The following is a 13060-nucleotide window of genomic DNA, read 5'->3' as shown; positions in this document are numbered from 1 at the left end:
GTAAGGCGCTGCGCGGATGCTGCGCCCGCAAAGGCGCGGCCCTTTTCCGACATGACAGACCCAGGCGCGCCTGTTCGGGCGCGTGTTAGGCACAGGAGAGCCGGCATGGCCGCAGACACCACCGCAAAGGAGATCGCCCGGGAAGAGCGCCGCTCCGGCATGCGCACGATCCGCCGCGTCGGTCCCTATCTGTGGCCGGAAGGGCAGGACTGGGTGAAGCGCCGTGTTGTGATCGCCTTGGTGCTGCTGCTGATCTCGAAGCTGGTCGCGGTGGGCACGCCCATCCTCTACAAGCAGGCGGTCGATGCGCTGGACGGCAAGGTTTCGGACCTGGCACTGGGTGCCGTGGGTCTGACGGTCGCCTACGGTCTGGCGCGGCTGATGTCGGTCGGCTTCCAGCAGTTGCGCGACGGCGTCTTTGCCCGCGTCGGGCAGCGCGCCCTGCGGGCCCTTGCGCTAGAGACCTTCGAACACATCCACCGCCTGAGCCTGCGCTACCACATCACCCGCAAGACGGGCGGCCTGTCCCGCATCATCGAACGCGGGGTGAAGGGCGTCGAATTCCTGCTGCGTTTCTTGCTCTTCAGCATCGGGCCGCTCGTGCTCGAACTGGTGCTGGTGGGGGCGGTGCTCTTCTACCTGTTCGACGTCTGGTATCTTGTCGTCGTGGCCAGCGTCATCGGGCTTTATGTCTGGTTCACCTTCAAGGTCACCGAGTGGCGGGTGAAGCTGCGCCGCCAGATGAACGACCAGGATACCGACGCGAACCAGAAGGCCATCGACTCGCTTCTCAATTTCGAGACGGTGAAATATTTCGGCGCGGAGGGGCGCGAGGCCGCGCGCTATGACCGGGCCATGCAGGGCTACGAAGTGGCGGCGGTGAAGACTGCAACCTCGCTTGCCATGCTGAACTTCGGCCAGTCGCTCATCATCACCACGGGTCTCGTGATCGTGATGGTCATGGCGGCTGTGGGCGTGCAGAACGGCGCGCTGACCGTGGGCGACTTCGTGATGGTCAATGCCTACATGATCCAGATCACCATGCCGCTGAACTTCCTCGGCACGGTCTATCGCGAGATCCGTCAGGCCCTGGTCGACATGGGCGAGATGTTCGACCTGCTCGAACAGCCGCAGGAGGTCTCCGACAAGCCGGGCGCGCCTGCGCTGTCGGTGTCCGGCGGCGCCGTTTCGCTGGAGGACGTGCGCTTCGGCTACGACCCGGCGCGCCCCATCCTGAAGGGCGTGTCGATCAACGTGGGCGCGGGCGAACGCGTGGCGCTGGTGGGGCCGTCAGGGTCGGGGAAGTCGACCATCGGGCGGCTGCTTTTCCGGTTCTACGACGTGAACGGCGGCGCGATCCGCATCGACGGGCAGGACCTGCGGGACGTGACGCAGGACAGCCTGCACGCCGCAATCGGGGTCGTGCCGCAGGACACCGTGCTCTTCAACGACACGATCCGTTACAACATCGCCTACGGGCGTGACGGCGCCACCGACGAAGAGATCGTCGCGGCGGCGCGCGCCGCGCAGATCCACACCTTCATCGAGGCGCTGCCCGAAGGCTACGACACGCAGGTGGGCGAACGCGGGCTGAAGCTGTCGGGCGGCGAAAAGCAACGCGTCGGCATCGCCCGGACGCTCCTGAAGAACCCGCCCGTGCTGCTGCTGGACGAGGCGACCTCGGCGCTCGACACGGAGACGGAGGCCTCGATCCAGGACGCGCTGCGTCGCGCGGGCGAGGGGCGCACCGTGCTGACCATCGCGCACCGCCTGTCCACCATCGCCGATTCCGACCGCATCGTGGTGCTGGAGCAGGGCGAGGTGGTCGAGGAGGGCACTCACGAGGCGCTTCTGGAGAAGGGTGGCCGCTACGCCGCCCTCTGGCAGCGCCAGCAGGCCGAACAGGACGAGGAAGCGGCCTGAGCATTGCCCTTTACAGGGCGTTCAGCGCGGTCTGCGTTTCCTGGTAGAACTGGCCAAGGTCGGCGCCGTGCACCACGGCATGATGCACCTGGATGTTGACGGCGACCTTGTGGCGGCCGCCTTCCTCCACGATCTTGCCCCACGACACGCGCGGGATGCAGTCGTCCGCGTCCGGCACAGCGTGGTCGAGCGCGGTGAAGTCCATCCACGGCAGGCAGGACAGGTAGGCGACGCCGTCGCCGCTGATGTCCGATGTCTTCAGCCCGGTCTCCTTGGCCGCGGCCTCCATCCGTTCTGCCGCATCGCGGTCGAAAGCGGCGAAGTCGGGCTGCCATGGCAGGTAGGCATAGGCAAAGCCCTCGCGCTCACGGGGGACGGTGATGGACAGGCCGATGCGGTCATGGCGCACGACCTCGTCGCCCCGGAACCGGGTGCGGAGCGCCGCGCTGGCGTTCAGACCCGTGCCCATGGCGTGCAGGCAGGCGCGGAACGGCGAAATCCGGTCGGCGTGGCGCCGGGCCATCAGGTGCGAGGCGTCCAGACGGCAGGTGACGGCGTAATGCGGACGGGCATAGGCGCGGAAGAAGTGGAAATGCTCGGCCCGGTCCCAAGAGGAGAGGTCGATCGCCTCGGGTGTCATGGTGTCTGTCGGCGCGCGCATCGTCTTCTCCCTCGCGTGATCGGGCCAAGGAATGCGGTGTCCATGGCCTGCCAGTATCCGACCATCCGCCGCGCGTTTGTTCAATGCGATTCCGGGCGAAACGGGCCGCTTTCGCTGGGATCGAGCACACGCCACAAGTCATTGCGCCCCTTCCGGAAACCGCACCACGGCCAGGGCGGATCGCGGATCGTGCACCTGCGGCATCCATCGCACTTCTTGTGCTGCATTCGTGATCTCGACCGGCACATGTGTGCTGAAACAGACCTGCCGTGCGCGCGCTTGATCTTTTTCTGAACCATTTTGTGCTCTAGGTTATGACCGAACAGAAGGAGCACGGCATGAAGCGCCCCGTCGTCGGCATCATCGGCAACTCGCATCTCATCAACGATCAGTACCCCGCCCACGCCGGCGGCACGATGAACTCCGAGGCCGTCGCGCAGGTGTCCGGATGCATGCCCCTGCTGATACCCGCCGATCCGCGCCTGGTGTCGGTGGACGAGCTGATGGAGGTCTGTGACGGTTTCCTGCTGACCGGCGGCCGGCCCAACGTCCACCCGGAGGAATACGGAGAGGAATGGACGGAGGCGCATGGCGCCCATGACCGATATCGCGACGGAATCACCCTGCCGCTGGTACGTGCCTGCGTCGAGCGGGGGCAGCCGTTCTTCGGCATCTGCCGCGGCTTTCAGGAGGTCAACGTGGCGATGGGCGGCACGCTCTACCCGGAAATCCGCGACCTGCCGGGACGGATGAACCACCGGATGCCGCCGGACGGCACCATCGAAGAGAAGTTCGCCCTGCGCCACAAGGTGACCCTGACGGAGCGCGGCGTGTTCCACCGGCTGTTCGGCGCGACGGAGGTGATGACCAACACCCTGCACGGCCAGGGCATCAAGACGCCGGGCCGCCGGATCGTGATCGAGGGCTATGCCCCCGACGGCACGCCGGAGGCGATCTATGTCGAGGGCGCCAAGGGGTTCACCCTTTCGGTGCAGTGGCACCCGGAATGGGATGCCGCGAACGACCCTGTCTCCCGCCCGTTGTTCCAGGCCTTCGGGGACGCCGTTCGCGACTGGGCTCGCGGCAAGCGCACCGACCTGCTGAAAAGCGCCTGAAACGAGGGGACTGCGGCACGGACGCTAAGGGTCAGTGGCCGGTTGTCGCGTGGCATTTATCTTCGCAGACCCATCCCTTGAGGCGCTGAGGAGACAGTCAATCCGCCCCCTCACCATGGATCACTGGAGAATGCAGATCTTCCAGTAATCCTGGCCGATGTTGGCCTCCGCGTCCGGGGTCTGTGTGGCGTCCGGTTCGGCGCAGGTGCCGCCGTCCGTCGGGTGCCAGTTGCCCAGGTACATCCAGCTTCCGCCGTCCAGCGATGCCCAGACATGGGCATGGGCCGTGTCGATGACGTTGATCGTCATGGATGGTGCTTCGCCGAAGGCATCCTGCACCAGCAGGGAATGGCTGTAGCCGGGTTGCGGTGGCTGGCCGTCGAAGGTGCAGCGGTAGGGTTCCGTGAAACCCATGTCGCAGTCGCCGACCTGCGACTCGCCCACCGGCACCTGGTAGAAGATCAGCGGCATCGCCGCCGCGTTGGCGCCCGGCGGCGGGGCAGGCGGGGCCGGGGGCGTGGACGGCGCGGCCGACGCCGTCTGGCCGCGCTGGACGCACTCCTCGATCTTCAGCGACGCCGCGGTGGAGCCAGCCATCGAATAGCCGTGCGGGCCCCGGGGGTCGTTGTTCACCGAGACGCCGACCAGCCCGGCGCCCTTCAGCAGCGCCAGCTCCTGGCCTTCTAGGAACCGCACCGCCCAGCCCTCACGCAGGTCGAACTGCGCGTCGATGCTGTATTTGTCGTAATCCATCGTGCCGCCTTCGTAGACGGCGGAGACGCCGGTCGGGAAGATGAACCGCCAGACGCCCTCGATCCGGTCGATGGCCACTGCGTCGCCGTCGATGACGCGCGTGGCCCGGCAGCCCACAAACCCGCGCCCGGGCTGTTCCGAGACGATATCCACGCGCCAGCCGCGCACGTCGTTAAAATAGGGTGTCACGGTGTCACCCGGCAGAACGACCTGGGCCTGCGCGATGCCGCTTTGGACAAGGCACAGGGAAAGGGCCGCGAGGCCCCGCGTGATACGTCGCATGATGAGAATGTCCCCGAGAATCTCGTTGCTCCTGCTGTGGAGACTAGGCTTGGGCCTGACGCCGCGGCAAGCGAGGGAAGAGGTTCGGCGCGGGTTATGCACCGCCTTTGCACAGGGCGCGCGCATCCCCTTCGGCACCTTGCATCTTGTGGTTTTGTGGGCGCTCTCGGCCCTCGTCCGCCACTTGTGGGCCTCATCCGCAGGGCGTCACGCCGCCTGCCTGAGCGACTGTGTCATCTCCTTCAGAAGCATCTCCGTCTCGTGGCGCTTCAGGCAGGGGCGGGCGGTGGCGCCGTACCATTCGGTGCCCTCCGCCAGTTGCGGGAAGACCTCGATCAGATCGGCGTGCAGGTCCGGCGTGAGGCTATCCAGCGCCTGCGGACCGATGAAGAAGCTCTCGGAGGCCACGCCTTCCGCCCAGATCACCTGATGCCGGTCGAGCGCGAGGTGAACGTAGGTCACTTCGTGGCCTTGCTGCCGGGTCACTCCCTCGGCCCCCACCAGATGCGTGGCGGCGGCAAAGACCTCTTCCTCGCCGAACAGAAGCTCTGCCTCGAAGCCCTCAATCAGCAGCCGGTGCTGCGGCGAGACAAGCAGCGGACGCGGATCGCGCAGCGCAGGATCGGTCGGGAGCGTGTGGGGCGCGATCCTTATCGGGGCAGTCTTGCCGCGGGCGAGGCGGCGGCTCTGGCCGATCCAGCGCAGCGGTTGCGGGCCATCGTCAAGGGTCTCGATCAGGTCGCCGGGGCGCAGCGTCTCGACCGCGCGATAGCCCGTCGTCGTCAGGATGCGCGTGCCCGGCGTGTAGCAGATCACCTGGTCGATGTTCGAGAAGCTGACCAGCGTGCCATCGTACATCTGCACGGTGCCGGTCAGCTCGCCGCCCACGTCTGAGGTGATGACCATGGTGCCGCGGTCGGCCACGCCGTTCAGGTTCAGCGTGTCGCCGCCGGTCTGTCCGGTGGTCGATCCTTCGATGAAAATCGCGGCAGACCCGGCCTCTGCCAGATCGACCAGCGTGATGGTGTCGTCGCCGTCGCCCGCGTTGATCGTGTCGCCATGGGCGGCATAGATCAGGTCGTTGCCCGCGCCGCCGAGGATGCTGTCGGCGCCTGCTTCGCCCGCCAGCACGTCGTCGTTCGCGCCGCCGTCCAGCGTGTCGGCGCCCGCCCCCCCGAGGAGCGTGTCGTTGCCGCCGTCGCCCTGCAGCAGGTCGTCGCCCTCGTTACCGTAAAGCCAGTCGAAGCCGACGCCGCCGAGGACGGTGTCGTTGCCGGTGCCCGCGTCGACCGTATCGTTGCCGGACCCGGCGCTGATGGTGTCGCTGCCCGCGCCGCCGGTGATCGAATCCGAACCGCTGCCGCCGTCGATTGTGTCGTTGCCCAGACCGCCCAGCAGCGTGTCGTTTCCGGTCCCGCCAGAGACGTAATCGTTGCCGTCGCCGCCATCGACGCTGTCGTTGCCGTCTTCACCGTAAAGGCTGTCGTCGCCCGCAAGACCGGCAATGGTGTCGTTGCCGCCGCCGCCGTAGATGACGTTGGTCCAAATGCCATCAGCATCCGACCCCTGCGCGTCGTAGCCGGTCAGGCTGTCGTCGAAGGCAGAGCCGATGATGCCGTCCAGCCCGCCGCCGTTGGTGTCCCCGGTCGCGTCGCCGCCCGAGAAGGTGTCGGTCGCAAGGTTGACCGTCACGCCGGACCCGGAGGACGCGTAAGATGCGTAGTCGAGCCCCGTGCCACCGTTCAGCACATCGGCCCCGGCACCGCCTTCGAGCGTGTCGTTGCCCGCGCCGCCGACCAGGGAATCGTTGCCCGTCCCGCCAAACAGGCTGTCTGCACCGTCCTGACCGTCGAGCGTGTCGTTTCCCGCACCTCCGTCGAGCGTGTCGGTGCCGGTCCCGCCCAGCAGGCTGTCCGTGCCGTCGCCGCCGAACAGGCGGTCGTTGTCGGCGCCGCCGTCCAGCGTGTCGTTCCCGGCCTCGCCGTAGATCGTGTCGTTGCCGGCGCCGCCGGACAGGCTGTCGTTGCCCTGCGCAATCGGCACGGCCTCGAACTGGACGTCGGTGACCCAGATGCCTTGAGTGTTGGTCTGGAGGTTGCCGTAGATGATCTCGACCGTCTTCACCGGCCCGGCGATCTCGATCAGGGCCGAACCGCCCGCGTCGCTGGTCGCCTCTGCCACCGTGCCCGCGGTGATCGTGTTGCCCGACACCGTGTCGGTGCTGCCCGGCGTGATCGTGACGGCGACGGGATTGCCGTCCGCGTCATAGGCGTTGATCGTGATCTGATCGGTGTGGTTGTTGGCGCCCCAGTCGATGTCGTTGATGCGGAACGAGACGTTGACCACCTCGTCCTCGACCGACGCACCGGCAGAGCGGCCGAAGGTCATGGTCGTGCGCGAAGTGGCGCCATCCCCCTGGCCGTAGAGGTAGAGGGAGGACGTGCCGCTGAACCCTTCTCCGGCCTGCGAATACTGTGTCTGGCTGGTGTCGATCTGGAAGGTGGGGTTGTTGTTGCCGGTGCTGACAAAGCCCAGCGTGACGTCGATGTTGCCGGTATCCTGGGTGAAGCCGCCCGCGAGGTTGGTGCCGCTCGCGCCCTGCTGGCTCCAGTTCAGGTCTTGGGCGATGTTGGTTGGCGTGTAGCTGCCGTAGTCGCCGTATATCAGGTCGGCGCCGTCCTGGCCCTGCACGGTGTCGTTGCCCCAACCGGCGACGACCGTGTCGTTCCCGGCGCCCGCCGCGATGGAATCGGCGTTGGTGCCAATGGTGTCGTCGGGGCTTTCGCCATGGATGTCCAAGAAGGTCGGGTCGATGGAGTCGTTGCCCGAGGTGCCCTCGATCACGCCGTTGGTGTAGTCCCGGAACGAGAAGGCGATGTCGCCCGCCGTGACGTCCGGGTTCGAGTCGTAGCCGGAGACGGTGTAGGTCCTGCCCGCCACCATCGGCTGTTCGGACAGGGTGTAGAACCCGCTGGCCCCGCCGCCCTCGATCTCGAGCTGTGCGACCTGGAAGGTCTGTCCGGTGACGGTGTCGGTGACGGTCCAGACGATCTCGGCGTCCATGCTGACGTTGGTGGAGGTGCCGGAGGTCGTGGTTGCCGTACCGAAGGCGCTCTCTGCGCCGGCGCTGTCGTCGTCCAGCGTGTAGCCCTGAACGCCCGTTTCGTTGTCGGTGATCGAGGCGGTGGCGTTGTAGGTGGAGGGCCCGGTCCAGGTGAAACTGCCCGAGGTGGGGATCACGCCCTGCGGGTTGAAGGAATAGAACTCTACTCTGTACGTGGCCATGACAAACCGATCCTGTGCCCTCCCGGTACACGCACGGGGGAGGGTGCGGCCCTTGGGGGCGGCGGCTGCTCGAAACAACGGCCTCTCAGGGGCCTTCCGTTGATCGGTCTACGGGAGTGGATGGGCGGTTTTGCGGAACAATCGCGTCAAATTCGCGTCAAATGTGACGGACTGGGAAACGCGGGCCGTACGCGTCGTTTGGCCGCCACCATTGTGCGAAGGGGCGACACGACCGCCTTCGGTGACGACCTCTCAGGTCACGGTGCCTGCCGGTTACGGTGAATCTTCACCGATGGCGGCACATCATTCATTGCCGGAAGTGGGACGGGCAACGGCCCGTCAGGCCGCCCTTGCCAATGTCTCCGGCGATCCACCCCGCCTGCGCGACGGATAAAGCTCGCGCAGGCTGAGGTTCGTGACAATGTCGTTGAACGGATTGAATGAAGCGTAATGCGCCTGTGCGAGGTGCCAGAAGACGTGCTCCTGCCGCCGGAAGACGCGCAGGAACAGGTCGCGGTGATCGGCATGAAATGCCCCCGGGTCGCCGTCCATGGGATCGAAGGCATCGTCCGACGCACTGCCTCGCAGGGTGGCTTGGGGATCCGTTTCTGACCGGAAGATGTTGGTGAGCGTGACGGCCAGGAAGTCCGCCGGGCTGCGCCATTGGCTGCGCGCGCCGGTGAAGGGCGTGTCGTCGTCGAGCCCCTGGCAGGCCAGCATCACCCGCGCCAGCGCATGGACAAGGAAGGCATCCGGATCGCCTTGCCACGGGCCGCTCCGGTCTTCCGCATGCAAGTCGTCGGGAGAAAACTCCAGCACGAAACCGCGGCCCTTCCGGTGCAGGCTGCCCTCTGGCGTCAGCGCACCGGAGGTCCGCGGCACGATCAGCAGTGGGCGGTCGATGTAGGCGATCAGGTAGGTGGCGAGGAAGTGCCAGCCGGGCGCGATTGCGTTCAGCCGCGCCTCTGTGTCGTCCAGCCACGCGGTCCCCTGTGCCGCATCGGTCCGAAGGGTGATCCGGCCGTTGTATCGCAGTTGCTTTGCGCCGCGCATGATGTGGTCCTCCTCCTGAAAAAGATCCGGGCTGTTAAATCCGGGGTTCAATTCATGAGGGAGACATGGGGGCATTCGGGCGCGCAGCCAACGGCGGGATTCCCTACCCGCTAAAGGCGAAACGCCCGGCCAGGGGCCGGGCGTTCGCACTCAGATGCAAAAGACGGTCAGACGTAGAAGTCGACGTGGTGCTTGAGCGGCAGGGTGCGGTAACGCTCGCCGGTCAGGTCGAAGATCGCGTTGGCCAAAGCGGGGGCGGCGGGCGGTGTGCCCGGCTCCCCGATACCGCCGATATGTTCCTGGGTCTCGAGGATGCGGACACGGACCTGCGGCATCTGGGTGATGCGCAGCGGCTCGTAATCCGGGAAGTTCCTCTGCTGGACGGCGCCCTCGGCAAAAGTGATCTCTTCGCCGATGGCCGCCGAAAGCCCCATGGCGAGACCGCCGGTCAACTGCGCCTCGATGTTGTCGGGGGCCAGCGCCACGCCGGGGTCGGCGGCCATCCAGGCCCGCGTGACCCGGATCGCATCGTCCTGCATCCTGACCTCGACCACCACGGCCACGGGCGTGCCGAAGCTGTAGCACATGGCGACGCCGCGCCCGACGCCCTCGGGCTTCTCGTCCGTCCAGCCGGACATCTCCTTGACCGCGTTCAGCACTTCCCACGCCGGCAGGAACTCGTCCCGGCAGAGCGCCTGGCGGAACTCGATCGGGTCGGTCCCGGCGGCATGGGCCATCTCGTCCATGAAACTTTCCATGAAGAAGCCGTTGATCGACGACCCGACAGAGCGCCAGAACCCGACCGGCGGCATTTCCGACGCGGCAAAGCCCTGCACGCGGTAATTGAAGATGTCGTAGGGCTGGTTGAAGGCGCCCTCCACGATGGCCTGGTCGGGACCGCCGGGCGCAAAGCCCGCCGCGCGCGTCAGGGCAGGGCCGGTCACCGAGGCCGAGGAAATGCGCGCCTCCAGCATCTCGGCCGTGCCCTCGCGCACCGCACCTCGGAACCGCGCGATGGCGGCGGGGCGGTAGAAGTCGTGGGTCATGTCCTCTTCGCGCGAATAGGTCAGCAGCACCGGCGAGCCGGGCACCTCCTTGGCGATCCGCGTGGCATAGCGCACCGCATCGACCTCGCCGCGCCGGCCAAAGCCGCCGCCGAGGTAGGTCACGGTCATCTCCACGTCGTCCTCGTCGAGGCCCGCTTCCTCTGCCGCGACACTGACCGCGAAGGTGGGCATCTGGCTGCCGGTCCAGAGACGCAGCTTGCCGCCGTCGAACCATGCGTTGCAGCTTTGCGGTTCCATCGTCGCATGGGCGAGGAAGGGCACGCGGTACTCCGCCTCGATCTGCTGGGCGTCGCGGTGCAGGCGTGTCACGTCGCCGTCGTCCCGCAGCATCGAGTCCGGTTCCTTGTCGAAGGCCTGCTCGAGCGCCTTGGCCAGCGCCGCGTCGTCCTTCTGGTAGCGCGCCGCATTCCATTCGACCGGAATGCGGTTCACCGCGTCCTGTGCGATCCAGGTGTTGCTGGCGATCACCGCGAGGCCGTCGCCAAGGTCCACCACCTTCTCGACCCCCGGCAGGCGCGAGACCTCGAAGGCGTCGAAGTCGCGCACCGTTGCGCGGGTGGGTGCAAGGCGGATGGCTGCGAACTTCTGGCCCGGCAGGCGGGTGTCGATGGCGAAGGTCGCGGTGCCGGTCGTCTTGGCGGGGATGTCCACGCGCTGGAACCGGGTGCCGAGGATCTTCCACTCTTCCGGCTCGCGCAGCTCGATGCGCGGCGCCTCCAGTTCGGCGGCCTCCGCCGCAAGTCGGGTGTAGGGGATCTTCGTGCCGTCCGGTGCGATGACGTTGCCCTTGTCGGTGACCAGCTCTGCGGGCGAAACGTCCAGCCGGTTGGCAGCCGCCTGGACCAGCAGTTCGCGCGTGGTGGCGCCGACCACCCGCATACGCTCGAACCCGTCCTTCATCGCCGTCGACCCGCCCGTCACCTGCAGCGACATGACCTTGCCCACGTGGCCGATCAGGTCGCCGAGGGAACGCTGGAGGGAGGAGGCGTCATAGCCCTTGCCCTCGACCGCGAGGCCCAGCATCGCGTGGTTGTAATAGGCCTGCGCGGGCGGACCGTGGATGATGCGGATCTGGTCGAGCGTGACGTCGAGTTCCTCGGCGATCAGCGCGGCCCATGTGGTCATCGTGCCCTGGCCCATCTCCGCGTGGGGGGCGACGACGGTGATGCCCTCGTTGTCGATCACCACCCAGGGGTTCAGCGCGGTCTCGCCCTCGCCGGGCTCGAGCGGGTTGGGGGCGGGTTTCGCCACGTACCACGCGGCAAAGGCGGCGCCGCCGGCCACGGCGAGCGTGCCGAACAGGAAGGTGCGTCGGGCGATCTTGCCGATGCTGGACATGGATCAGGCTCCTTGCGCGGCGGACTTGATGGCGGCGCGAATGCGGGGGTAGGTGCCGCAGCGGCAGAGGTTGCCCGCCATGGCATCGTCGATCTGCTGGTCGGTGGGGTTCGGCACCTCTTCCAGGAGGGCCGCCGCCTGCATGATCTGACCCGACTGGCAGTAACCGCACTGCGGCACCTGCGCGTCGATGAAGGCCTTCTGCAGGCGGTGCAGCGCGTCGGGCGTGCCCAGTCCCTCGATGGTGGTCACGTCGCCCTCGACACTGTCCAGCGGCGTCACGCAGGCCCGTACCGGCTGGCCGTCGATGTGCACTGTGCAGGCGCCGCAGGACGCGACGCCGCAGCCGTATTTGGTGCCCGTCAGGTTCAGCGCATCGCGCAGCACCCAGAGGAGCGGCACGTTGCCGGGCAGGTCGACCTCGTGGGCGGTTCCGTTGACGGTCAGGGTGAAAGGCATGGGATCTCCTTCGGGGGAGCTTTGATTTGGCGGGCCGCGATGTCGCGCCCTTTTGTCCGATTGTGCGGCTTCCCGCGCCAAGGTCAAGGCGTGGCACTCCGGCGGCCCCCGCTTTCCCGCGCTGTTGCTGCGGCGTGTCGCAGGTGCATCCGGCACCCGCGGCGCCCTGCGATTACAGATCGGTGCGCAGGGTCCAGAGATCCGGGAACAGCTCCACCTCCAGCATGCGCCGCAGGTAGCTGACGCCGCCCGTGCCGCCGGTGCCGCGCTTCAGGCCGATCACCCGCTCGACCGTGGTGACATGGTTGAAGCGCCAGCGGCGGAAGTAGTCCTCCAGGTCCACGAGCTTCTCCGCCAGTTCGTAGAGATCCCAGTGCGCCTGCGGGTTGCGGTACACCTCGGCCCAGGCTTCGCGCAGCGCGGGGACGGGCGCGTGCGGTCTGGCGCGGTCCCGCTGCATTGCCTTGTCGGGCAGGGGGATCGCCTGCGCCAGCCGCTCCACGGCGAGATCGTAGAGCGAGGGCCGGGTCAGTTCTTCCTCCAGCCGCGCGGCGATCTCGGGGCGGTGGGCGTGGGGGCGGATCATCGCGGGATTGCGGTTGCCCAGCAGGAACTCGATCTCGCGGTACTGGTAGGACTGGAAGCCCGAGCTCTGCCCCAGCGTCTCGCGGAAGGTGGTGTAATCCGACGGCGTCATGGTGCGCAGCACGTCCCACGCGCTGTTGAGCTGTTCGAAGATCCGCGTGGTCCGGGTCAGGCGCTTGAAGGCGGGGCGCACGTCTTCGCCGGCAAGGTCGGTGCGGGCTGCGTTCAGTTCGTGCAGGGCCAGCCGCATCCAGAGCTCGGACGTCTGGTGCTGGATGATGAAGAGCATCTCGTCCGGCGCCTCCGACAGCGGTGCCTGTGCCGAGAGGATGGCATCGAGGTGCAGGTAGTCGCCATAGGACATGGACCGGTCAAAGGACATCTGCGCGCCTTCGCCGGAGGGATCATAGGGCTCGGTCATGGCTGGCTGTCCTGTGTCGAAAAGGTCTGAAGAACCGATATGCGAAGTCGGCAGCAAGGTAAATTCGTGCTCGCTGCAGACGGGCAGAGCGACAGGTCCGCCGCCCGCCACTTGCAGC

General features: G+C 67.1%; 9 protein-coding genes. 2 read left to right on the top strand and 7 right to left on the bottom strand.

Translation table 11 applies throughout. The features are described 5' to 3' along the window. The first annotated feature begins 105 nt into the window (after nucleotides 1-105). Nucleotides 106-1923 carry an ABC transporter ATP-binding protein/permease gene (locus QNI11_RS13425; protein ID WP_100930081.1) on the top strand — a complete coding sequence of 606 codons (1818 nt, stop codon included), beginning with the start codon at nucleotides 106-108 and terminating at the stop codon, nucleotides 1921-1923. A gap of 10 nt (nucleotides 1924-1933) precedes the next feature. Here the strand turns inward: QNI11_RS13425 and QNI11_RS13420 are convergent, their stop codons facing one another. Then, nucleotides 1934-2584, bottom strand: coding sequence for a CatA-like O-acetyltransferase (locus QNI11_RS13420; protein ID WP_283980508.1), 651 nt, complete (start codon nucleotides 2582-2584; stop codon nucleotides 1934-1936). A 338-nt stretch (nucleotides 2585-2922) separates the two neighbouring features. On the opposite strand from QNI11_RS13420, the gene QNI11_RS13415 reads away from it, so the two are divergent. After that, entirely contained in the window at nucleotides 2923-3699 is a 777-nt protein-coding gene (locus QNI11_RS13415) for a gamma-glutamyl-gamma-aminobutyrate hydrolase family protein (RefSeq protein WP_283980507.1), read from the top strand. 120 nt (nucleotides 3700-3819) lie between these two features. On the opposite strand, the gene QNI11_RS13410 is transcribed toward QNI11_RS13415, so the two are convergent. From QNI11_RS13410 to kynA, 6 genes are all read right to left on the bottom strand, one after another. Beyond that, complete coding sequence (locus tag QNI11_RS13410) at nucleotides 3820-4734, bottom strand: hypothetical protein (protein WP_283980506.1); 915 nt, start codon at nucleotides 4732-4734, stop codon at nucleotides 3820-3822. 207 nt (nucleotides 4735-4941) lie between these two features. Then, on the bottom strand, nucleotides 4942-8019 hold the full coding sequence (locus QNI11_RS13405) for a Hint domain-containing protein (protein ID WP_283980505.1): 3078 nt from the start codon (nucleotides 8017-8019) through the stop codon (nucleotides 4942-4944). A 339-nt stretch (nucleotides 8020-8358) separates the two neighbouring features. Then, complete coding sequence (locus QNI11_RS13400; protein ID WP_283980504.1) at nucleotides 8359-9072, bottom strand: hypothetical protein; 714 nt, start codon at nucleotides 9070-9072, stop codon at nucleotides 8359-8361. A gap of 167 nt (nucleotides 9073-9239) precedes the next feature. Further along, on the bottom strand, nucleotides 9240-11477 hold the full coding sequence (locus tag QNI11_RS13395; protein ID WP_283980503.1) for a xanthine dehydrogenase family protein molybdopterin-binding subunit: 2238 nt from the start codon (nucleotides 11475-11477) through the stop codon (nucleotides 9240-9242). Nucleotides 11478-11480: 3 nt separating this feature from the next. Then, nucleotides 11481-11936 (bottom strand): (2Fe-2S)-binding protein, encoded by a 456-nt coding sequence (locus QNI11_RS13390; protein WP_100930086.1) that lies wholly within the window; start codon nucleotides 11934-11936, stop codon nucleotides 11481-11483. Nucleotides 11937-12108: 172 nt separating this feature from the next. Next, nucleotides 12109-12942 (bottom strand): tryptophan 2,3-dioxygenase, encoded by an 834-nt coding sequence (kynA, locus tag QNI11_RS13385; protein ID WP_283980502.1) that lies wholly within the window; start codon nucleotides 12940-12942, stop codon nucleotides 12109-12111. Nucleotides 12943-13060: the final 118 nt, after the last annotated feature.

Origin of the sequence: Sagittula sp. MA-2 (assembly GCF_030126985.1) — a bacterium.
Lineage (GTDB): Bacteria > Pseudomonadota > Alphaproteobacteria > Rhodobacterales > Rhodobacteraceae > Sagittula.
This window is presented reverse-complemented; position numbering and strand designations above follow the sequence as displayed.